Origin of the sequence: Lentimicrobium sp. S6 (assembly GCF_013166635.1) — a bacterium.
Lineage (GTDB): Bacteria > Bacteroidota > Bacteroidia > Bacteroidales > UBA12170 > UBA12170.
Window position 1 is genome coordinate 1 of record NZ_JABKBZ010000033.1, and the last position, 24170, is coordinate 24170.

The following is a 24170-nucleotide window of genomic DNA, read 5'->3' on the forward strand; positions in this document are numbered from 1 at the left end:
ACATGTAAAAACTCCATGGCTGATAAATCCTGATTACCATCCAATTGAATGCCTTGATAGTTGAAACTAGCATATTTCATCATTTCATTGCCACCAATATCTTCATTACTAACTACAGTTGTTTGTCCCCAGCCTGGATTAAAATCCGTTCCTGCAAGATTTGTATAGCTGTCACTGTAAACAGAGACTACATTTTCTGCATCCTCTGTTGGTAATGGTGCCGCTGCACTTGGTTCTGTGGCTGTTGTTGGCTCTTTATAGAAATAAATATTATCTAAATATATATTAGATGGATTGACTCCTGCTTGGCCATCAAACTTCAACTGATGGATATCGGCCATAGAAACATCTGTGAAATCACCTACTGGAATATCATAACTATTCCAAGTTCCTTGTGTCAGAGGAGTCAATTCATGAAGAAATTCTCCTGTACTAGCACTAATAGGTGTTAACTTCACCACTGTGGCATCTGCAGTCCAAATATCAACATGTAAAAACTCCATGGCTGATAAGTCTTGATTACCATCCAATTGAGTTCCTTGATAATTGAAACTAGCATATTTCATCATTTCATTGCCACCAATATCTTCATTACTAACTACAGTTGATTGTCCCCAACCTGGATTAAAATCCGTTCCTGCAAGATTCGTATAGCTGTCACTATAAATAGAGACTACATCTGCTGCATCCTCTGTTGGTAATGGTGCCGCTGCACTTGGTTCTGTTGCTGTTGTTGGCTCTTTATAGAAATAAATATTATCTAAATATATATTAGATGGATTGACTCCTGCTTGGCCATCAAACTTCAACTGATGGATATCGGCCATAGAAACATCTGTGAAATCGCCTACAGGAATATCATAACTATTCCATGTTCCTTGTGTGAGAGGAGTCAATTCATAAAGAAATTCTCCTGTACTAGCACTAATAGGTGTTAACTTCACCACTGTGGCATCTGCTGTCCAAATATCTACATGTAAAAACTCCATGGCTGATAAGTCTTGTACTGTACCATCATTACTACCTAAATTAATTCCTTGATAGTTGAAATTAGCATATTTCATGGTTTCATTACCTGCAACATCAACAAAAGAAATAGCCGTAGACTGACCCCAATTTGGATTGAAGTTCGTTTCAGCAATATCAGTATATGTTCCGCTATAAACGGAAATTACATCTGCCTGATCATGACTTGGAACTGGAGCTGCGATAACTGGGGCAGCAGGTGCAGAACCAGCATTAAAAGTCATTTCGTCAAAATAAATGATATTATCTTGGTCTCTAGCTGCAAAATCAGGAAAAACGACCAATTTATTATAGGTATTTCCAATTACAGCTGAAAAATCAAAAGTCAATTCTTCCCATTGGCCAGTAAGGGTATTTAGAACGTCATAACTTTCAACATTTCCACCTGTTCCTTCAAGTTTGATTTTTACTTGACTCAAGACATCTTTATAAACCCAAAGTTTAATAAGGCTATTGTCCTCATCAAAGGTAAAACTGCCAATGTCAAGAGTTTCACAACCTGCCCAATCCATTCCGGCATCTAGAGCTGTGAATTTAGCGACTGTAGTAGTGGTATTTCCATCACCATTAAAAGGATTTGGAATTATTTCTAGGGGAGGGTTGGTGCTGTTTTCGAAGGTAGCCCATGTCCAATCTGCTCCATTTCCACCAGCTTCAAAATCAATCGGATTATTTTGAGCAAAACCGAAAGCCAGTGAAAATATTAAAATAAACGTACTTATATATTTCATTGCGATAAGTTTAATATTTCATTATTGAATAATACATTTCTTAACATCCACAAAGCTTCCAGCCTCTATTTTAATAAAATAAATGCCCGCTTTTTCATTGGTGATATTCCATTCTACCTGATGAGTTCCTGCCTCAAATACAGTATTCACTATAGTTGAAATCCTACGTCCAGAAATATCAAGGATGCTAATCTCTGTTTGTTCCTGACTAGGAATTTCAAATTTTATAGTTGTAGCATGAGAAAAAGGATTGGGTTGATTATCATATAATTTATAGTTGCTTAAGCTGGAATAATCGTCAAGTCCCACTATATCTTGATAATAGAAAACATTATCAACAAAAATAGTTCCTTGAGGAGCTTTCACCAATATTAACTGAGCAATATGGTCTCTATTCAATAAATCTGTGAAATCACTTAGAGCAATATCGTAAGATATCCATGTTTCTATTTCTGGAGCAGCAAAAGTAATTTCATGTTCCGTATCATCACCCCCACCATAGGCAGCATCGGCTCCAAAATCTACAAGTTTCACTTTAAAATCATTAGCATCTGGAGTCCAAACATCTAAATGAAAATGAGTCATTGCAGTAGCATCTATCAAGTTTGCTCCAACCGTTTCGATTCCTACATAATTAAGTGCAGTGTATTTTTTTGTAGGATTTCCCTCAATCATTACATCTTCTAATGCAGCTTCAGACCAATCAGTTCTCCAAGTATCAACAGTTACATCATCATATACATCACTAAACATAGAAATTACGTTTTGAGAATCCTGAGTAGGTTCTACTGCAGCAGTTTCTGGCTCAGCACCTGTTCCACCACCACCTTGTTCAGAGAATGTAATATTGTCAAAATAGATAATATTATCTTGTGTTCTTCCTGCCAGATCAAAATCAGGAAAAATAACTATCTGATCATATCCATCTTGAACTTGACTGCTAAAGTCAAATGTTAGTTCTTCCCATTCATTTACAACTGTATTTGCCACTTTTATTTCGCCCATAGACCAACCATCGGGTTTTACGAGTTTAATTCCAACATCGCTGATAACTGATTTCCAAACCATTATTTTGATTGTAGCATTACTTGCATTTATTGAATAGCTGCCTATGTCTGATCCATGCATGGATTCACAACCTACCCAGGGGGCACCTGTTTGACGGGCTGTGATTTTGGCTACTGTAGAAGAGGTATTGACCCCTGTCATATCGGGGTTTTCGATAATTTCCACTGGTGGATTATCATCGTTTTCGAATACCGTCCAGGTCCATTCAGCACCATAACCACCGGATTCAAAATCAATAGGAGCATTCTGAGCATTCAATCCTATAACGGATAAAAGCGAAATAATAAGTATTAGATTTTTCATAGATTTTGTTTTGATATTATTTAATTGTTTTAATTATTTTCTTTTCTTTATTGGATAATAGTTTTCTTAACTACCTCACCAGAAGCTGTTTTTAAGTGAATGAAATAAATTCCAGGATTTAAATTTTTAGGACTCCAAGTAAACTCATATTGACCTGATGGTCTAAAACCTTTGACCAAATCTTCTATTTTACGACCAAAGATGTCATAAACTATCATTTCTATATCACCAGAGTCCTCTAATTCAAATGCAACAGTAGCCTGAGTCATTACGGGATTTGGATTTATAGATAATAAAGATTTATTACTTAGGTTTTGTGTCTCAATGGCAGCCACCATTCCCCCATCATAATAAATATCATCTAAGGCAAACTCACAATTGGCTCCATTCACCTCAAGTATTACAAATTCATAACTTAACATCCGCAGATCGATGAATTCTCCTCTTAAATCAGAGATGGGAATGCTGGCTTGTCCCCACTCACCATTCCTTACCAAATCATATTTAGTTTGGTTCGCTGGAAACTCTACGTAATTTTGATTTCCCCAAGCATCAATCACGCCTATCTGAAAACTCACATGAGCAGGAATTTTAATTCTGAATTTCAAATATCCTTCGCCAAAACCCAAAAGATTAATAGGTTGAGCCGACATAATTCCAGCACCAAACCAACCTAAACCATTACTAATCCAACTAATGCCATTTTCTCCTTCGTAAGGTGGGATATTACCATCTGATAGCGTACCTTCCCAAACATAAATATGTGCAGGTTCATTAGTAAATAGGGCATTATTAGTGGGTGTTTCGTCGGTAAATATTCCAAATGTTTCTAATTGTTCTTGAGGAGGTCCAACATTAACACTACCCTGACCATTCCATTCCATTACTTTTATATAATCAACATACATTTCAGCATCAAAAGGCATTGAAACAGCCTCTCCACTCCCTGGGTCGCCAAGATTATAAGCATCTGTAAAGGCTCCGCCAATAGCCATATTTACAATCAAGAAAAAAGGTTGATTAAACTCATCACTAATAGAATCTATGTAGAATGTCTCAGCAAATAAATCATATTCAATATCATTATCGATTACTGTAAATCTCAAACTATTTTCATCCCAATAGGTACGGTAAATAAGGTATCTATCAATAAGCGGATCGTTATGATTAAAATAAGGTCTGCAGTACTCATCATCCGGATCCCATGCAAGGCTAGCTGCTCCAGAAGGATTATCAGGATTTATAGCATCCTCACTAAAAAAGATGGCATTAGAACCAACCATTTGATTCACTGTAGAATTATTTAATCCATTGCCTCCATTATGTCCATCATGTAAGTCTCTGAAAGCTTGCTGATGTCCCATTTCCATGATGTCTATTTCTCCTTTAGTTGGCCATGAATAATTGGCGGTGCCTAACATCCAAACTGCTGGCCAACCACCTAAATCTATATTAGGAATTCGAACACGAGTTTCTACCACTCCATATTGAAGAGAAACTTTCGATTTGGTATTGATTCTCCCGGAAGTGTAATTTAAAGGGTTTCCCCATTGGTCCACTATATTTGCACCTGATTCTTGTCGTGCTGTTATACGAAGGGCGAAATTCCCAGGTTCTTCTGAAACTTCCTCAATAGTGACATTATCGCTCTGATAAAACTCTAATTCACCATTACCCCATCCCCAACTACCATTTCCAGTCTCAATGATCCAATTATCAAGATTATTAAAGTCTTCTTGCCAGATTACTTCGCCTACTTGGGAAGAAGCATTAACAACAAATAAAAAAACAAAAACATGGATAAATAAATAATGTAAAGTATTGCTCATATAGTCTTTTTGTTAAAGGTTAGTTAACAAAACTCGGTATAATTAACTGGTTAAGACAAACTTTCCACTACATAATTAATACATCATTATCAATAAACACTACACTATTTATACATCATTTTCATTTTTTAAACACTGTATATCTGGCTTTTATATTATACGCAATTTACTCAAAAGCTATACTACAATTTAATTGCTTTTTAATTTTACTAAAAATCATAGAAATAGATAATTATTCGAATGAGCAATTCATTGACAACCATAAAAACCTTACATTTTCATCCACTTCATTATTGATATCTTTAATGAAGTGGATGGTAAAAAAGGAATAAATTAACATGCCATCTATTTATTGAAAACCAAATAATCAATACTTTTGCCCCATGATAAAAAACATACACATTACTAATAATTGTTGTTGCTCTTGGGAAACCAATAGTGATAGGGTGATGTGTATTCGAGAAATTTAGAAATCAAGATATTAATATATACAGCCCTTTCGAAATTCGAGAGGGCTTTTTTTATGCTAGAAAAAATGAGAAAAAACAACTTTATACAATCCCGTGGTCAGTTTTTGGAAAACAGCTTAGGCAGAGTTCCCCGTAGAAAAAAGGTTCATGATTTCCTCAATGAAACCATAGGCTATCTATTTCCTATTTTATCATTCTTTGATAATGAAGATGAAGAAATAAGCTTGGATGATATTCTAGTTCTTCTAAAAGAAATACTGGAATCTTACGATTCGGGTGTAAGGGATACCAAAGAACTCATCCTCCAATTCAAAGAAGAGTTACCTAAAATCTATGAGACCTTAATCAAAGATGCCACGGCCATTTATGAAGGCGATCCAGCAGCAAAATCCATAGAGGAGGTTATTATATCATATCCAGGTTTCTATGCCATTTTAGTCTATCGAATTGCTCATGTTTTGAATAATTTATCAGTAACTATCATTCCCCGAATGCTTACCGAATTTTCCCACAGCAAAACAGGAATCGATATTCATGCCCATGCTAAAATTGGGGAGTCTTTTTGTATAGATCATGGCACGGGTATCGTGATTGGAGAAACTACCGAAATTGGTAAACATGTAAAGATATATCAAGGAGTAACGCTTGGCGCTTTGAGTGTTTCGAAGAGTTTAGGAGGTAAGAAGCGACATCCAAGCATCGAAGATCATACGGTCATTTATGCAGGTTCTACGATTCTTGGTGGAGAAACTATCATTGGACATCATTCAACCATCGGCGGAAATGTTTGGCTTACTCAGTCTGTAGCTCCCCATTCTGTGGTTCTAAATCAAGCAAAGATTCATTTAAGAAATAACCAACAAGAACAAAAAGATAGGATTGACTTTGTCATCTAAAAACGAAAAGACATGAAAACTCAAAATATATTAGAATTAATAGGAAACACTCCAGTTCTTCAAATCAACAGACTATTTAAACCCAATTTAGAAGCTTGGATAAAACTAGAAAAACAAAATCCTGGAGGAAGCATAAAAGACAGGATTGCTTTAGCCATGATCAATGATGCTGAAGAAAGAGGTGTCCTCCAGAAAGGTAGTATTATCATAGAACCCACTTCGGGAAATACAGGGATTGGATTGGCATTGGTTTCTGCTGTAAAGAAATATCGCTTAATCTTAACCATGCCCGAATCCATGTCCATAGAAAGGCGAAAACTTATGAAAGCTTATGGTGCTGAAATCATACTCACTCCAAAAGAACTAGGTATGAAAGGTGCCATTGATAAAGCCAAAGAATTGCAAGCCGACTTAAATGCTTGGATGCCCATGCAATTTGAGAATCCTGCCAATCCTGAAATTCATAGTCAAACTACAGCACAAGAAATCATAAATGACTTTCCAGAGGGATTAGATGTTTTGATAAGTGGAGTGGGAACAGGTGGACATATTAGTGGTATAGCCTTAGAGTTAAAGAAGCATTGGCCAAACCTAAAAGTAATCGCAGTAGAACCAAGCGACTCCCCCTTTATAAGCGAAGGTAAAGCTGGACCTCATGCCATCCAAGGCATTGGAGCTGGATTCATTCCCAAGAATCTAAATACAGAAATCTTAGACGAAGTGATTAAAATAACAAAGGAGGAGGCTTATTTATTCACCCAAAGAGCTGCTTTAGAAGAAGGTTTATTTATCGGAATTTCCACAGGCGCTTCCCTTGCTGCCATTCATCAAATACAAGAACAATTGGTCGGGAAACGAGTATTGACTTTTGCTTATGATACTGGGGAACGCTATTTATCATTGGAAGATTTGTTTTAAGAATCCTTAATCACTCCAGTCAAAAAAACCAAAGTCCTATTATTCATTATTGAGTCTACTCCAAAAAGCCTTTTTTAGCCACAAAGGCTCAAAGACACAAAGATGCACGAAAATTAAAGCGTTAACGGTAAGCCCTTTGTGTTTTTTTGGTGTCTTAGTGGCGATATCATTTTATTTACTTTTCGGTGTGGACTCATTATTGACATTCAAATGTTGTCCAAGAGTATCAATTTGTATATTTGTTCAAACTAAGGCTATGTGTGGACGCTATTCTTTTGCTCAATTAAGTTCGGAAGTCGAGAAACGATTTAAAATTCATGTGGATGGAAACACCTATGTGGCAAGGTATAATAATGCTCCAGGCCAAAAACTCGGAGTCATTACCAATCATTCACCCAAGCACCTGAGCTTATACCATTGGGGCTTATTACCCTCTTGGGCTCAGGATCCTCGTATGGCTTTTAAAATGATAAATGCCAGAGGGGAGACTATTCAAGAAAAACCAGCATTTAAAGAAGCATTCTCCTCCAAAAGATGTTTGGTACCAGCCGATGGGTTTTACGAGTGGAAGAAGCATGGAAAGCAAAACATTCCCCATTATATCTGTTTAAAATCGAAAGAAATGTTTGCTTTTGCGGGTTTGTGGGAAGAGTGGAAAGATGCAGAAGGAAGAATAAAAAACACCTTTACTATCGTTACTACAGCATCCAATGAAATCATGAAACCATTACATGCAAGAATGCCTGTCATATTACCTCCTCATTTGGAAAAAGAATGGGTTGAAAATCAAAATACAAAAGACTTACAAAAGATGATTCAGCCATTTGACTCTTTAAAAATGGAAGCTTTCGAAGTGAATACCAGAATCAACAAAGTGGAAAATGAGGATTCAGATTTAATTCTGCCTTTTCAAAACAATAAACAGATTTCTTTATTTGATGAAGACTAAACCTAATTGCCAAGCCTTAATATTCTATAAGCACCTTTAATAACAATAATAAATACTAGAGTCCCAATCACCAAGTCTGGAATACTCGATTGCAGCCAATAAACTAATCCTCCAGCCAAAATCACCCCTAAATTAATAATGATATCATTGGAAGTAAAAATCATACTTGCTTGCATATGTGCTTCTTTGCTCTTGGATTTTTGTAATAAAAACAAACTGACTGTATTTGCCAATAATGCTATGAAAGAAATGGAAATCATCATACGAAAATCGGGAGATAATTCTGGATAAATAAACCTCCTCATCACTTCAAACAAACCTACACTAGCTAAGGTAATTTGCAAATAACCTGCTACTCGTGCCACTCTCTTTTTAATTATTATTGAGGAACCAACAACAAGAAGGCTAAGCCCATATACCAAAGAATCAGCTAGCATATCTAAACTATCAGCAACCAAACCCATGGATCTGGAAATAAACCCAGTAACCATCTCTATAATAAAAAAGCCAAAATTAATAATCAAAACGGCCCAAAGCAATTTCCTTTGCTGCTTTTGGTCATGGACTTTTTCTATGCTTTCCCCATTGAATTCAACCGTGTTTAGCCTTTTCCCTCCAAGGTTTAAATCCAATATTCCTTGCTCTATTTTCTCTAGATCTTCAAAATGAATAACCTCAAGTCTACGTTTTGGAATATCAAAATTCAAACATTGGATTCCAGAAATAGATTCCAATTTCATACGGATTAAAGCCTCCTCTGAAGGACAATCCATTTGACTAACCTCAAAAGTTGTTTTCTGCATAAATATATTATTGATTTTACAATGATACTAAAATACCCTTTCCATGAAAGTTTTAAAAATCATTTTAATATTCTATATTTGTTTTGGATCAAAATCATCAACAAAACCTCATAAAATGAAAACTATACTTCAATATAAAAACACAAAGTACTCCTTCATTTTTTTAGTTTTGTTCTATTTAGTGCCCAATTTAGGAGTAGGTCAAACCAATGATAGCATACCAGCTATTAAACCCATACCCATATCAGAAATTACCTTTAAGTATGAAAGCTTATTAAAATCACTGGAAAAAATCCGTGAAAATTCCAAGCGACCCTCATTCGTGATTGAACTAGATACAAATTATCAGAAATATATTTTCGCTATTGATAGCCTGAGTACCAAGGTGATAAAAGATAGCAGCAGATATACACTTCAAAGAATTAATAATTTAATTGGCGAGTGGAATGGATATAGCCTTCGAATACATAACTGGCAAACGGATGTAAGTAGGCATGCACAACTATTGGAAGTCAATTTAGATTCTCTTGAATATAAAAAAAGCGTATGGCTCAAAAGCTTGAAATATGCCGATGAAAAAGAAGCTCCACAGGAAATTCAAAACAGATTAAAATCGGCTATTGATAGTACACAAATGATTGATGATGAAGTATCTGAGATAAACGATCATATGATACGTCTTCAAGATAAACTCATCTATGCACAAAACCAGGTGAGCAAAGTCATTGACTATCTAGAAATAGAGAAATCAAATTATCAAGGTCGTTTATTTATTCTCGATAGCCCTCCCCTATGGAACTACCAATCGGAGAAATCGGTTGAGGATTATTTTGCAGAAATAAAAGCCAATTGGGCAGACCAACAAAGGATACTCAAAATTTTTTATGCTGCATATACATGGCAATTCATTATTCATCTTTTTTCTTTCATTATCCTGATTATCGTATTTCTATATTTTAGAAAAACCTATTCCACCACAGAATTCCCTGGAAATGATCATCGAATAAAACTAGCCATTACCACTATTAATCATCCTATAATATGTGCCTTCGCATTAGCTTTGATGCTCAGCATCTATTTCTATGAAGGAGGTCCAGTAGTGTTTTTTAGTTTCGTTACCTTATTAGCTGCCATACCGGTCATCATCTTATTTCCTAAATATGTTAGAATCGAGAACAAATGGGTGCTCTATGTGGTTTTAGCCGTATTCTTGACCAATGAAATACAAGAGTTCCTGATCGTAAACCCATTAACTAATAGGATATTTCAATTAATCAAAGCCTTTGCCCTTGGTTTTGTTTTATACAAAGCCCATCAAAGCCAGATAAAGAGTAAGGAACATGTGATAGGAAATCCTTATTGGAAAAAAGCAATCTTGTTTTTAGCTCCCCTATTTATGTTATTAATTCTTTCATCTATACTTGCCAATATTGCAGGTGCCTATCAGCTTTCAGAATTATTAGTGAATGGGGTTTTAGATACAACTACTTACGCCTTGATTTTCTTTGTTTTTGGTGCAGTATTCTCTAGTGTTTTGGTAATCCTTCTAAGATCTAAATATGTAAGTTCCATAAAAGTATTTTCACATAAAAACTTGAAATTCGAATCTAGAATTAGCGGATTGATCTTTCTATATATTGCCTTTTTATGGATAAAGATAGTGTTTGGGGCCTTTCACCTCCTCAAACCAATGATAGATGCTTATGAGGCTTTCCTAGACTTGTTTTGGCAAATTGGAGGAGTAAAGATATCGGTAGGGGGAATTATGTCATTTGTCATTATTCTTGCTGGAACTTTCATACTTGCTCGCCTGGTAAAGGAATTGATCAACGATAATGTATTCCCCATTCGTAATTCAACCAGAGGATTGCCAAATGCCTTCTCCATGGTCATCAGATATATGATAGTGGTATTGGGAGTTTATGTGGCCTTATCGGCTGCGGGCATCAACCTGTCTGAATTTGGTTTAATGGCTGGTGCACTTGGTGTGGGTTTGGGGTTTGGTTTACAAAACATCCTCCATAATTTAGTATCGGGCTTAATTGTAAGCTTCGAAAGACCTATTCATGTTGGCGACACTGTAGAAGTTGATAAGCTTCATGGTACTGTTACTGAAATTGGAGTTCGAAGCAGTAAGATTCGTACTTTCGAGGGCTCAGAGGTGATATTACCCAATGGAGATTTGTTGAGCAAACAAGTCATCAACTGGACGCTCACCGATCAAAAGCGAAGACTAGAAATTAATATCAGAACCTCTTTTGATGCCAATCCACATGAGGTTATTGAACTATTGAAGAAAGAAATTTCATTACATCCGAACGTAAATCCAGAACCTAATCCTCTATGCTTATTTGAAGGATATGGCGATTCGGCCTTGAATTTTAGAATCTTGTTTTGGGTTCAATACAATGTAGGCTTATCTACCAAAAGCGATGTCGCTTTAGGTATTTATGATAAACTCAAAGAAAAGAAAATTGAAGCTCCTATTCATCAGCAACGCTTGATTTATCAGGATAGATTTCCTGATCATGGTCATCCCATGTAGTGTTTAATGATGATGGCTATGGCTCACAAGCCCAAATGTAAATTGATTGCGGCTTTTATATATTTCACCAGCCCTAACAGTAATACAAGGAAAGTTGTCATGATTTGGAGCATCAGGAAAATGCTGTGGCTCCAAACAAAAAGCACCATGTCTAATCAATGGTTTTCCATTTCTTCCCATTTCACTTCCATCAAAATGATTACTGGTATATAAGACAACGCCAGGCTGATCGGTAACTAGATCTAGAGTGCGACCACTCTTCTCGTCTACTGCTTTTGATGAAATTCCAAAAACACCATATGCTTTATTGATGATATATACTCTATCAATTCCCTCTTTCATCCCTTTTAAAGCCTCCCCTAGTTTGGCTCCTCTACTGAAATTATAGGGTGTTCCTAGCACATAATCAATCTGACCATCTGGAATCATTTCCCCATCCACATGAAGTGCTTTTTGGGCATTCATCATCACTAGAGTATCATAGATATTATCGTCTTCATTGGACATATTAAAATAAGAATGGGAAGAAAGATTAATGATGGTGTCTTTATCTGTAGTGGCATCAAAATAGATCAATAATTGATTCTTATTATTGAGGATATAGGTGGTTTTAAATATTCTATTACCTGGATATCCACCTTCACCATCTGCTGCTAAAAATGTTAAAACCAATTTCACAGAATCTGTTCGTTTCTCCAATTCTGCGGTCCATGTTTTTTTTCCTAGACCTGCAGCTCCACCATGCAGACTATGCTTTGCTCCATTATTATCTAAGGAGAAATCCCTATCATCAATTGTAAAATGACCCAAAGATATTCTCCCAGCTGTTGGCCCAACAATGGCACCCAGAGAGCTTTCATCTTTTTCATATCCTTCTAAATTGTCCTTACCTAGAACAATATTCTTTAAAAACCCCTTCTCATCTGGCGTGATTATGCTTTCTATAATACCTCCATAAGTAAGTATTTTAATGGTAATCTTATGGTCGTTGGAGAGTTCAATGATGTCGACATTACTGCCGTTTGAGAGTGTTCCGTAGTGTTTGCGAGTGATATTCATAGTCTTTTTTTGAAATGTAACTGTAACAAAAGTAAATATACTTCCGTCACATGGAAAACAACAAAATTATTAAAACAATAATTATGAAGACAAAAATGATACAATTTTTTATTTTAAGCCTGATAGTTCTTTTCCCATTTCTATCAGAAGCTCAAGATGCAAATATAAGCGAACGCACACCAGAACAAAACTTCACTGGTCTTATAGTAGGTGGATATTATAAAATCTATTTAATGAATGGCGATCCAAAATTAGTGATTCATGCTAAGCCTAGCGTTGCTGAAAAAGTTAAAACAGAAGTTAGAAATGGTGTTCTTGAGATTTCAAACCGTCCCATCAGACAAAGTAATCCCATCAGAATAGATATTTATAGTGATTATATTTCTGATTTCGATATCAGTGGTGCGGTGATAGTCGTTTCGGAGGAGCCTCAAAAACCAGAGCATATAAACTTCGAAGTGAGTGGTGCTGCACAAGTAAACCTAGAAGTAGAAACAGGTCATATAGATGGACAAGTAAGTGGAGCTAGCATCTTAGAATTGAGTGGAAAAGCAAAATCCATTAGCTGTAAAGCCAGTGGCGCATCTATTTTGAAGACTTCTCTTTTGCAAGCTGAAAGTAGCGATATCGTGGTCTCAGGTGCTGCTGGTGTTTTAGTAACCGACAAGCGTACCGAGATTCCTGAAGACAGAGAAGTAAATTATGATAATGAAATACAAGCTACCGATGAAGATGGCGAAAAAACAACCTATGGAGTTACTTATGATGGTTCTACTGCAAGAGCAAAATTCTTAGGAATTAAGGTAAATGTAGACGAAGATGATGAGACTGGTGAAGTAACAGTGGGTAGTCACAAATGGGTTTATGATAGTGAGGGTGAAGTAACCCATAAGCGAATTCGTCACAATAGATTTAATGGCCATTGGGGTGGAGTTGGTATAGGAATCAATGGGTATGTAAACGATAAATATTACTATTCACTACCTGAGGAGTATGAATATCTAGATCTTTTATGGCAAAAATCAATAAATGTAGATTTGAATATCTATGAGCAAAATATAAATCTCTCAGAAAATAGAAACTTCGGGTTAGTCACTGGAATTGGATATTCCATCCATAATTATAGCTTTACCAAATCCTTTACCGTCATGCAAGATTCTAACTATTTTGTTGGTGCCTATAACAAAGGAGTTAATGTTCGCAAAAGCAAAATCGTCACCAATTTCATTACCATTCCAGTTTTATTCGAATTCCAAGATAAAAATCCAAGTCCTTTAACAAAGCATCGCTGGCATGTAAGCCTTGGAGCTATTTTTGGCGTTCGTGTTCATGCCCATCAGAAAACCTATTTCAACGAAAACAACAAAGACTATAATTTAGTTCATGCAGTAAGTGGCGATGTAATAGCTACAGCTACTTCACCATCTTATAACAAAGCAAAAGTTCACGACAACTTCTATATGCGTCCTTTTAAAATGGATGCCAGTTTAAGAGTGGGTTGGGGATGGATTAATTTATATGCGAATGTATCCTTAACAGAAATGTTCAACTCAAGTAAAGGCCCAAAACTTTATCCTTTCTCAGTTGGAATTATGTTAGTGAGTTGGTAAAACATCTTGATTATTGATCATACCTTTTGAAGACCCAATGCTATTATAGTGTTGGGTTTTTCTATTAACCTTAATATGATTAAAGAGATATTCTTATATGTAATTGTTCTTATCTTTGCCACGAGATAATATAATGATACCAAATGATGAAGAAACCTATATTGGCTTTTACCGCCTTATTGATTGCGCTTACTTTTCTAAATTCTTGTAGCACTGTTCCAGTAACAGGTCGTTCCCAGTTAAATATGATTCCATCTAGTGAAATGCTATCTATGAGCTTTCAGCAATATGACCAATTTTTGGCTGAAAATCAAGCCAGTCAGGACCAAGCTAATGCACAAATGGTAAAACGAGTAGGCCAAAAAATACAAGCCGCTGTGGAACAATATCTACAACAAAATGGCTATGCTGATTTATTAGAAGGCTACGAGTGGGAGTTTAATTTGGTAGATAACGAACAAGTAAATGCTTGGTGTATGCCAGGCGGAAAAGTAGTAGTGTACACCGGAATCCTTCCTATTACTAAAGATGAGACTGGATTAGCGGTGGTCATGGGTCACGAAATTGCTCACGCTGTAGCTGAACATGGTAACGAAAGAATGAGCCAACAATTAATGCAACAAGCTGGGGCAACTGGCCTAATGCTAGCACTAAGCGAAAAACCAGCCGAAACACAAATGATTTGGTCCACAGTATATGGCTATGGAAGCCAATACGCGGTGATGCTTCCATATAGTAGAACTCATGAAAGCGAAGCCGATCATTTGGGATTGATATTTATGTCCATGGCAGGATATAATCCACAAGAAGCACCAGCTTTTTGGGAAAGAATGTCATCAGTTGGTGGAGCAAAACCACCAGAAATATTAAGTACCCACCCCAGCGATGATACCAGAATCAGCAATTTGAATAAATGGATGCCTGAAGCCATGACCTATTATAATAAATCGGGCGGAACAAGTACTGGAGTGAATAGCAATACCAGTGGTTCGAATAATTCAAATAACTCAGGAACAAATGGAAAACCAGTTCAAATTATTCGTAAAAAATAGAATATGAAGAAACTTCTTCTAGCCATTTTATTATTGGGTATGGCTCCCTTAGCAAATTCGCAAATATTGATCTCATTGCTTTTAGGGGATAAACTAAACTCCGGTGGTATAGAGTTTGGACTAGAGGGAGGTATTAATTGGTCGAAAATTAATGGCTTTGAATCCCATAAATACAATAGAGCATTAAATCTTGGCTTTTACTTCGATATAAGATTAAAAAAGCAATGGAGCTTAAACACAGGAATATTGGTGAAATCCAAGTTGGGAACAGCAAAACTCAGTGCGCATGATTTAGAAGTTTTAGAAGCTCCTACTTATGACTCCATAGGGAATTATGCTCAAGTGATTAATTATTTTATCCTTCCTGTTTTAATTAAATATAAATTTAAGAACCACATGTATGTGGAGCTTGGAGCTCAAGGAGGATTAATGTATAGTGCTTGGACAGAGTTTATTCGCAAATCGGATAATTCTGATGTCAGCATTCGAAATTTTAATGAAGAAAAAATCAACAGAATAGATGCCGGAATGACCATTGGAGCAGGATATAGACTATTGAAGGGGAAAGGGTTTACTCTTGGTGCCAAATATTATCAAGGATTCACCAATGTATATAAAGGCAAATCTGGTTCTGTAAATAGTGGTTTCTTTTTAAAAGTGAATATCCCCATTGGTGCTGGTGATAAAGAAGATAAAAAAGTAGAAGAAAAGGGTTAAGACCTTAAATAAGAAGCCCCATTCACATCAATTATTCCACCGGTAAGGTAATCAGTACCTTCGGATGCCAGAAAAGCTATAGTTTTGGCTATTTCCTCTGGTTTAGAGAATCTCGATAATGGACTTTGATTTTTATAGAAATCTGCATCTTCTCCATCTAATAAATACTGTACCATTTCGGTTTCTATAAAACCTGGAGCCACCGCATAAACAAATACATTTTTGTTTCCTAAAGCTTTGGCCATGGACTGGCTCACTGAGTTTAAACCTGCTTTTGCTGCACCATAGGCTGTAGCTGTGGGCTCACCTCTAAAAGCGCCTCTACTGGTGATGTTTATGATTTTTCCGCCTCCATTCTTAATCATATATGGCGTGGCGGCATAAGAAATATGAGCAGGTGCCAAAAGACAAATATTGATGGTCCGCTCCCAAACATCCATCCAAGATTCTAGGTCGGTTTCTTCTTGGGGATGCTCTTCATAAATACCTGCATTGTTGATTATGATATCGATGTTTCCAAATGCATTTATCACTTGTTCTACCAGTTCAACTCCAGCTTCTTTTCTCACCAAATCTGCTTGAAATAATTGATGGTTTTCACCAGATAATGAACCTATAACAGCCTCCGCCTTTTCTTTGTTTTGATTATAATGCAAAGCTACTCTAGCTCCAGCATTGGCAAATAATTGAGCGGCAGCAGCTCCGACTCCTCGGCTTGCTCCCGTAATTAAAACCATTTTGTTTTGAAAATTGAAATTCATGATATCTGTATTTATGGGCTAATGTCGCCATTATTCATCAATTAGAAATAGTAGAGATATATTTATTTTCTGCTTTGATAACTGAAGCAAATAATAACCTTTATGATTCTGGAATGGAATTTCGCCTCTTCCACCTTCTATAAAGACTTCTCCTTCTCGAATATATTGTCCTTGAAGATTATAAATCTTAAAACCCATAGCTCCTGATATTTCAGAAGAAATAAATATTTGCTTATTGGAATAGTATATTTGAAATACTTCTTCCTTTATTTCAGGAATGTCATCGAATGCCTTTATCACAAAGCTCTGCCTCTTTCCCAAATGGCAGCTATTTGCTGGCCTCACCATAATACTATCTCCTTCATTAAAATTAAAGGCAAATTGTAAATCTACAGCATCCTCCCAAAATGAGGAATCAACAAAAGAAACACCCGGTGGCAATACCCAATAAAAACGATTGGCATTTTCATAATCCATCACCTGAAAAGTATAAATGGAATCTTTGAGCAATTCGCCCTCTGGTCCATCTAACCAGCCTTCTGCTCCCAGAGAATCAAAACAAAGGGGCATATTAGAATAATTATACCAAACATAGCCTTGTAGATTTATATTCTCGGTATAAGCAGAAGTATCCATTAAATAATCTTGTGTATAATCCTCATATACATAAGGAACATTGCCAATAGAATCGAGCCAATCACCTAAATCATTGCCTTCACTTTCTTTACTTGCAAAAATGGGTAAAAATTTGATTTGAGTATTCTGATTGCCCAAAAAACTCATTCTTCTCAATTGGTGATAGAAATAGTAAAGATTCAAGCTTCCATCCTCCAAAGCGGGTTTATAAATGGCTCCCAGAATTCTATCAATGATACCCTGCTCCATTTTATCAGCCAAAACTTCTGCATGATATTCATTTATCCAACCAATATATATTTCAGTACTTACGACACTTGGCACTTCTGTTAAACTGGTATCAGCAAGTATTCCTGCTATAGAATCGATTTTCACCATTTCATCCATAGCAAACTCGAAAGCACCAATACTATCGCAGCTATAAGAATTAGGCTCTAGGTAATAATCACAATAATAGCCTTCATAAATTCCAGCATTATAAGACTTCCAAAACTCAAACTCCAAATTATAGGAATCTAGTCGTTCAATGGAATCTACAATTTCTAAACTTTGGTATTTCTGGTGTATTCTATCGAAGAACTTGGAGGATTGCCCAATGCAGCCCACCTTCATATCATAATTCTCATGCGCTCGTCTCACAAAACTTCGTAAAGCATCCACAGCATCAGGATTATTTCCCAAGGGAACTTGCGAAAGTCCATAAAGAATCATGTAATTAAAACCACAATTCTCCGCATAATCAAATAATTCTTGCTCAGCCATGGAATCACCTAATAGGATCTCAGAACTATCGGCTGAGAAGAAATTATCAATATACATGGCTTTAATCAAAGTATCTTTTTCCATTGATAGACTTGAAGATTCCATGTTGAACAAAGCTCCTTTCGCCATCATATTTTCGGTAAATAATATAGACAAAGCAATAAACAGGAGTATTTTAAGTTTTTTTAGCAATTGTTCAAATTTAAGTTTTCTTGGTATTTCAAATATAGTATAAATCAAGCTCTAAATGAATGTTTTTGCATCATGCTTATCAACAGAAGCCTTTTGAAAACTAGTATTAGGGGCCTTTAATAGTAATGAAAATTATTGCTTTATTTGCCAGATTACGAGAAGTCTTGCTCCAAGTAATCGCACTTAATCAGCTGAACAACACCGATTTTGTGGTTTAAAAAATAATATTACTTTTGCAGCCCGATTTTTTAAAACGGATTTATGATAAGAAGAAAATATTTTTATAATCAAAAAACACTCTCTTATGAAAGAGTAAAACCAAGCGCAAAGCGATTTTTTATGCAAGCAGGATTGGTTTTAGGATTGAGTGTTGTTTTGGCCATTGTTTTCACTTGGACATACTCTCTAAACTTTGATACTCCGGAGGAGGCCCAATTAAAATCACAGAATAATAAACTAGAAACTCAACTCTATGTATATGGACAGAAGTTGGATAGTATTCATGGTTATTTGAGTCAGGTAGAAAAACGAGACGAGGACTTATATAGAGTTTTATTAGGTGAAAAACCTTTGGAAGAGGAAATCAGACTTGCTGGTATTGGAGGTTCTGAAAGTTTTACTTTTAATGAAGACCAATTTATCTCACTATTAGACATGGATAAAGCTCAAGCTCGTGTGGCTGTTCAAAAGTCCTCATTAGATGAGTTGACTTATAAAGCCAATAAACTAGCTGGAGAAATAGTAAGCAGACCAAAAATCACTCCTATTCGCAAAAGCGATATTGTAAGGTTTACTAGCGGTTTTGGCTATAGAAATCATCCAATATATCACATCAGGAAATTCCACGAAGGAATTGACATCACCGCCAGAAGAGGTACCCCTGTTTATGCAGCTTCAGCTGGACGAGTAGTTATTGCAGGTAATATGAAAGATGGTTATGGGAATAAGATTGTGATTGATCATGGAAATGGATATCGCACCTTATACGGTCACCTCAACAAGATTAATGTAAAATTTGGCCAAGAAGTAAAACTAGCTACTAAAATTGGTGAGGTAGGAAATACAGGTGGCTCCATTTCTGCACACTTACATTATGAGGTTCAAAAAGACAGGAGGGTCGTCGACCCTGTTCCTTATTTATATGAGCATTTTAGCGATGAGGAATTCGATGACTTGGTGAGTTTGGGAAAATAAGCTCAAATACATAAGATTTTATAAGAGTTGGGGGTTTCTCTGGCTCTTTCTGTTTTAGAATATTACCATATCTTCAGATTTACAAGTGATACAGATCATTTGAGTAAGTTTACATTTGTCCGAATTTGTATTTAAATCTTTTAAATAATATTGGATTAATATTCTCTTAATCAAGTATTCCACAAATAGTGTATCTTTGCAGCAAATAATAACACATCCGTTTCTATGACGGACAATTTAATACCGTAAATATCCCCCTCTCGAATTTCCGGACTCATATCTAAGATTGCCCTTCATTTCACGGAAAAATAGAATACATATCATTTCGCTATTATTTATAAATTTGATGAATAACAAGCACATATAAATAGCGGAATAAAATTAACGAATAATGAAGAATAAAAACAATAACACAATAGAAAAAAACATACTAAAAGAATTTGCTAATAATCCATTTAGTGCGTTCAATTACAAGCAGATGTCTAAAAGATTAGGGATTAAAGATACGGCTGGAAAAATGCAAGTATTAAACCTAATCCTCAGCTTTTTTGAGCAGAAAATAATTGTAGAATCCAAAAGAGGGAAGTTTCAAATTTCTCCAAAATATATTACTACCCACGGGCAAAAACAGACTAAAATCACTGGAAAAGTAGATATGCAATCTACCGGAAAGGCCTATATCATAAATGATGAAGGCGGTGACGATATTTCTATTTCGGCAGGAAATACCAAAAATGCACTTCATGGCGATAAGGTGAAGGTTTTCATCTTTCCAAAACGAAAAGCTCGCAAGTTAGAAGGACAAATAGTAGAAGTATTAGAGCGAGGTAAAAATAAATTTGTAGGTTCTATAGATGTATCTAAAAACTATGCATTTGTTATACCAGACGATCCTAAAATCCATGTAGATTTCTTTATCGGAAAAGAACATTTGAATAAGGCTAAAAATGGCCAAAAAGTTATCGTTGAATTGCTCGAATGGCCTGAGCATGCTCGTAATCCATTTGCTAAAGTAACTCAAGTTCTTGGAGAGCCAGGCGATCATAAGGTGGAAATTGAAAGCATCGTTTTCGATTATAATTTCGAGAGTGAGTTCCCAGCTAATGTGGAAGCCGATGCCGCCAAAATCCCTAATGAAGTAGACAAGGCCGAGATTAAGAAACGTAAAGACCTTAGAGATACTTTTACCATCACCATTGACCCTTACGATGCTAAGGATTTTGATGATGCTATTTCTTTGAAGAAGTTGAAAGATGGACTCTGGGAAGTTGGTGTACATATTGCCGATGTGAGTCATTTTGTAAGACCAGGAAGCGCCATAGAAGAGGAGGCTTATAAACGAGCTACTTCTATTTATTTGGTGGATAGAGTTATTCCTATGCTTCCAGAGAAGCTTTCTAATCAGGTTTGTTCCTTACGTCCTCACGAGGAGAAACTGGCATTTTCTGCTATTTTCACCATGAATGAGGAAGCTGAAATTAAGTCAGAGTGGTTTGGAAAAACAGTAATAAAATCTGACCACAGATATAGCTATGAGGATGCCCAGCAAATTATAGAAGGCGGAGAAGGTCCTTTCCCAGAAGAAATTTTGAAGATGAACGAGTTATCAACTAAGTTGAGGGACAAGCGCTTTAAAAGAGGTAGCATTAGGTTCCATTCCACCGAGGTGAAGTTTAAGTTGGACGAGAAAAGCAATCCCATAGGCGTTTATGTAAAAGAGCAAAAAGAAGCTCATAAGCTTATTGAGGATTTCATGCTATTGGCCAACCAAAAAGTGGCTGAGCTTATAGGTAAAGTGGATGGTAAGCACAAGGCCAAAACCTTTGTTTATCGTGTTCACGATGAGCCAGATCCAGAAAAGCTAAATACCTTCGCCAGATTTGTGAGCAAGTTAGGCTATAATCTGAAATTGAATAACCGGGAAGACGTGGTGAATTCCTATAATCAGCTTTTTAAAGATATAGAAGGCAAAGGTGAAAAGAATATGATTGAAACCATTGCCATCAGAACCATGTCGAAGGCTTATTATTCCACCAATAATATTGGTCACTATGGCTTGTCCTTCCCCTATTACTCTCATTTTACCTCTCCTATTCGTCGTTATCCCGATTTAATGGTGCATAGATTATTGCAGCATTATTTGCAAAATGGAAACGATATGTCGGCAGTGGATTACGAAGAGAAATGTAAGCACTCCTCCGAAATGGAACGCAATGCAGCTATGGCCGAAAGAGCTAGTGTGAAATATATGCAGGCCGTTTATATGGCCGATAAGGTTGGACAAGAGTTCGACGGTGTCATTAGTGGAGTGAGTAAATGGGGTGTTTATGTGGAAATTCAAGAATCTAAAGTAGAAGGAATGGTTCGTATGAAAGATATGGAGGATGATTTCTATTTCTTAGATGAAGAAAACTATCAGGTGATTGGTCAACGACATGGTAAAGCCATAAAGCTAGGAGACCCTGTTCGTATTCAGGTAAAAGCCATTCATGTTCAGAAAAAGCAATTGGATTTCGTGATGGTGAATGACTGAATATAATTAAGAACATAAATATTAAACTATCATCCGCAGGTTTCTATGATTCCTGCGGATTTTTTTTATTCAATAATATATTCAAAATTCAGACATTTTTTTATTTTTGTGTGCCTTTATAGTGGATAAAATGAAACTCAAAAAATTCATACTCTTATTCCTCATTTGTTTGAGCATAACTGTTTCTGCCAAGGGGAAATGGAATCTTGGCGTGGGCAGTACCTTTGGATATAATCCTACTGAACTATATATTTGGGATTATTCTGTGGAAAAGACCTTTTCAAGTGGCCTATATGTGAAACTAGGATATGAGTGGACTTTGTTTAAAAACTTTGGCATTGGTGTGTTTCCAGGTTTTCAACAACATTACGATGAGGTGGGGATTAATAATATAAATGTCGAAATCTTTAGTTATAATTTTGATTTGCCTGTCGAAATCTATTATCACTTTTATAATGATTGGAGTGTTTATGCGGGAGTATCACTTCAAGACTATAGAGTTATGGAAGAGTTTGCATTAGAGAGAAGTTATAATGCCCGCTTGAATCTAAATTTGGGATTATCCTATTATTTTAATCCTCATTGGTCCATGGAGATTGGATTTTCTACCATTCTCAGCGATCAGCGAGATGCTTTTCTACTTCGCAATTATCCCAATCACCTGATTGTAGGTATGAGGTATCGTTTCAATTTAAAGAGAGGATTGAACAATGATAAATAGATTTTATGCTGCAATTTTTACCTTGATACTTCTGTTGAGTTTCTCCTGCTCAAAGTATAAGGTTAATACCGAAACCAATATTGATATTGAAAACCTAAGTATAGATAATATAGAAACTCAGTTGGATATCATTCATATTACTGCCGATTCTGCTCCATTTGCCTATATGATGGCTTATCCTCATGAGGACATCGAGATAGATGCTGTTTTTAATATGTATTCCCAAGGGGATACCATCATTAGTCATAAAAATATTGAGCTGAAAATAAAGGGAACTTCCACCGTTTTCTATGATTTGAAAAGTCTGAAAATAAAATTCATTAAGAAAGTCAATAATCAAATTATTTCCATCATTCAAGTGGATAGTCCACTTCCGGGTCATCATCTAGAAGTTTTAAAAAAGATCAGCTTAAGAAACTCAGGCAACGATTTTCACGGGACTTTTATTAAAGACATTTCCTATACTGAATTGGCTATTCAGCTCGGACTCGACTTAGAATTGAGTTATTATAAACCAGTGCAAGTGTTTATTAATCATCAATACTACGGCCTTCTCAACCTTAGAACTGAAAAAGATGACAACAGCCTAGGAAAACTTCTTGATGTGGACAATGACGATATAAATATCCTAAAAATATCACATATAGGAGATGGACAAGAAATCATTGGTTTTAGTAGTGGAGATTCCCTCATTATTCAAAATTTTATTGATGCTGTAAAAAGAAATGATACTCCCTATTTACTGGAAAACATTGATCTCAAATGTTTTGCCGATTATATCATTTTCGAAGATTATATAGGAAATAGCGATTGGCCTTATAATAATGTTCAAATCTATAATGTAGGACCACAAGGAAAATTCAGGTTTTTCCTCTATGACTTAGATTTTGCCGCTGATAAAGACAAACTGTTTGTAGCAGAATCTTCCTATAATGGTTTTTTGAAACTTCTTTATGATGCACTAATACAAGATGCTCATTTTGTAGAATTACTCCAAAAAAGACAAGCCTATATTTATGAAAAAGCTACCGTGGAATTGTTTGATCACATCCTAGATATTAATGGGCATCGCATAGAAAAAGACATCATTTATAATATTGGAAAATACCAAACACCCACCAATGAAATCATGTGGTATTATGAACTACAAAGATTGAGTGAGAAGTTTGAAACTCGAAGAAAACTTTTTAAATGGTATTATCAATTGGATTAAATTTTCCATTCACCTCATGTTTTCAGAATGATTTTTATTAAGTATTTTGATTGAAATGGCTTCTTTATTCATCATAAACTCGATAATAATTGGTCTTTATGTACTATTATCGTGTTTACGTACAAATAAGTGTTCAAATATTAGAATGATTAGTTACATTTGCCGCCACAAAAACATCAAAT

The 24170-nt window shown here is 35.8% G+C and carries 17 protein-coding genes and 1 pseudogene; 11 read left to right on the plus strand and 7 right to left on the minus strand.

From position 1 onward, the window contains the following. From HNS40_RS11940 to HNS40_RS11950, 3 genes and pseudogenes are all read right to left on the minus strand, one after another. Positions 1-1757, minus strand: a pseudogene (locus tag HNS40_RS11940) (hypothetical protein); the annotation flags it as partial. A 21-nt stretch (positions 1758-1778) separates the two neighbouring features. Next, entirely contained in the window at positions 1779-3128 is a 1350-nt protein-coding gene (locus HNS40_RS11945) for a T9SS type A sorting domain-containing protein (protein WP_172281068.1), read from the minus strand. 47 nt (positions 3129-3175) lie between these two features. Continuing rightward, on the minus strand, positions 3176-4957 hold the full coding sequence (locus tag HNS40_RS11950; protein WP_172281070.1) for a T9SS type A sorting domain-containing protein: 1782 nt from the start codon (positions 4955-4957) through the stop codon (positions 3176-3178). Between the two features lie 535 nt (positions 4958-5492). Here HNS40_RS11950 and HNS40_RS11955 point away from each other — a divergent pair. The 3 genes from HNS40_RS11955 (at position 5493) to HNS40_RS11965 (ending at position 8190) form a co-directional block, all read left to right on the plus strand. After that, the gene (locus HNS40_RS11955) at positions 5493-6323 is read left to right on the plus strand and encodes a serine O-acetyltransferase (protein ID WP_172281072.1); all 831 of its coding nucleotides are present in this window, start codon (positions 5493-5495) and stop codon (positions 6321-6323) included. A gap of 12 nt (positions 6324-6335) precedes the next feature. Continuing rightward, entirely contained in the window at positions 6336-7241 is a 906-nt protein-coding gene (gene cysK / locus HNS40_RS11960; protein WP_172281074.1) for a cysteine synthase A, read from the plus strand. Positions 7242-7497: 256 nt separating this feature from the next. After that, complete coding sequence (locus HNS40_RS11965; RefSeq protein ID WP_172281076.1) at positions 7498-8190, plus strand: SOS response-associated peptidase; 693 nt, start codon at positions 7498-7500, stop codon at positions 8188-8190. Positions 8191-8192: 2 nt separating this feature from the next. On the opposite strand, the gene HNS40_RS11970 is transcribed toward HNS40_RS11965, so the two are convergent. Continuing rightward, positions 8193-8993: a cation transporter gene (locus tag HNS40_RS11970; protein ID WP_172281078.1), complete on the minus strand. Its 801-nt coding sequence runs from the start codon at positions 8991-8993 to the stop codon at positions 8193-8195. 115 nt (positions 8994-9108) lie between these two features. Here HNS40_RS11970 and HNS40_RS11975 point away from each other — a divergent pair, with 115 nt between their 5' ends. Next, on the plus strand, positions 9109-11538 hold the full coding sequence (locus HNS40_RS11975; protein ID WP_172281080.1) for a mechanosensitive ion channel family protein: 2430 nt from the start codon (positions 9109-9111) through the stop codon (positions 11536-11538). A 3-nt stretch (positions 11539-11541) separates the two neighbouring features. Here the strand turns inward: HNS40_RS11975 and HNS40_RS11980 are convergent, their stop codons facing one another. Then, on the minus strand, positions 11542-12597 hold the full coding sequence (locus tag HNS40_RS11980) for an aldose epimerase family protein (RefSeq protein WP_172281082.1): 1056 nt from the start codon (positions 12595-12597) through the stop codon (positions 11542-11544). Positions 12598-12680: 83 nt separating this feature from the next. Between HNS40_RS11980 and HNS40_RS11985 the strand changes: the two genes are divergently transcribed. The 3 genes from HNS40_RS11985 (at position 12681) to HNS40_RS11995 (ending at position 15976) form a co-directional block, all read left to right on the plus strand. After that, the gene (locus tag HNS40_RS11985; RefSeq protein ID WP_172281084.1) at positions 12681-14207 is read left to right on the plus strand and encodes a GIN domain-containing protein; all 1527 of its coding nucleotides are present in this window, start codon (positions 12681-12683) and stop codon (positions 14205-14207) included. Positions 14208-14353: 146 nt separating this feature from the next. Further along, the gene (locus tag HNS40_RS11990; RefSeq protein WP_172281086.1) at positions 14354-15259 is read left to right on the plus strand and encodes a M48 family metallopeptidase; all 906 of its coding nucleotides are present in this window, start codon (positions 14354-14356) and stop codon (positions 15257-15259) included. A gap of 3 nt (positions 15260-15262) precedes the next feature. Then, positions 15263-15976: a porin family protein gene (locus HNS40_RS11995; protein WP_172281088.1), complete on the plus strand. Its 714-nt coding sequence runs from the start codon at positions 15263-15265 to the stop codon at positions 15974-15976. Here HNS40_RS11995 and HNS40_RS12000 read toward each other — a convergent pair. Together HNS40_RS12000 and HNS40_RS12005 are read right to left on the minus strand one after the other, a co-directional pair. Then, the gene (locus HNS40_RS12000; RefSeq protein WP_216664172.1) at positions 15973-16737 is read right to left on the minus strand and encodes an SDR family NAD(P)-dependent oxidoreductase; all 765 of its coding nucleotides are present in this window, start codon (positions 16735-16737) and stop codon (positions 15973-15975) included. The two genes, HNS40_RS11995 and HNS40_RS12000, sit on opposite strands and share 4 nt — an antisense overlap. Before the next feature lie 30 nt (positions 16738-16767). Next, the gene (locus HNS40_RS12005) at positions 16768-18327 is read right to left on the minus strand and encodes a hypothetical protein (protein ID WP_172281090.1); all 1560 of its coding nucleotides are present in this window, start codon (positions 18325-18327) and stop codon (positions 16768-16770) included. 261 nt (positions 18328-18588) lie between these two features. Between HNS40_RS12005 and HNS40_RS12010 the strand changes: the two genes are divergently transcribed. The 4 genes from HNS40_RS12010 to HNS40_RS12025 all read left to right on the plus strand — a co-directional run bounded on the left by HNS40_RS12010 (position 18589) and on the right by HNS40_RS12025 (position 23988). Next, positions 18589-19521, plus strand: coding sequence for a M23 family metallopeptidase (locus HNS40_RS12010; protein WP_172281092.1), 933 nt, complete (start codon positions 18589-18591; stop codon positions 19519-19521). Positions 19522-19912: 391 nt separating this feature from the next. Next, on the plus strand, positions 19913-22054 hold the full coding sequence (gene rnr / locus HNS40_RS12015; RefSeq protein ID WP_172281094.1) for a ribonuclease R: 2142 nt from the start codon (positions 19913-19915) through the stop codon (positions 22052-22054). Positions 22055-22184: 130 nt separating this feature from the next. Then, on the plus strand, positions 22185-22775 hold the full coding sequence (locus HNS40_RS12020) for an outer membrane beta-barrel protein (protein WP_172281096.1): 591 nt from the start codon (positions 22185-22187) through the stop codon (positions 22773-22775). Then, on the plus strand, positions 22765-23988 hold the full coding sequence (locus HNS40_RS12025) for a CotH kinase family protein (RefSeq protein ID WP_172281098.1): 1224 nt from the start codon (positions 22765-22767) through the stop codon (positions 23986-23988). The genes HNS40_RS12020 and HNS40_RS12025 overlap by 11 nt, the downstream gene beginning before the upstream one ends. Positions 23989-24170 lie beyond the last annotated feature (182 nt).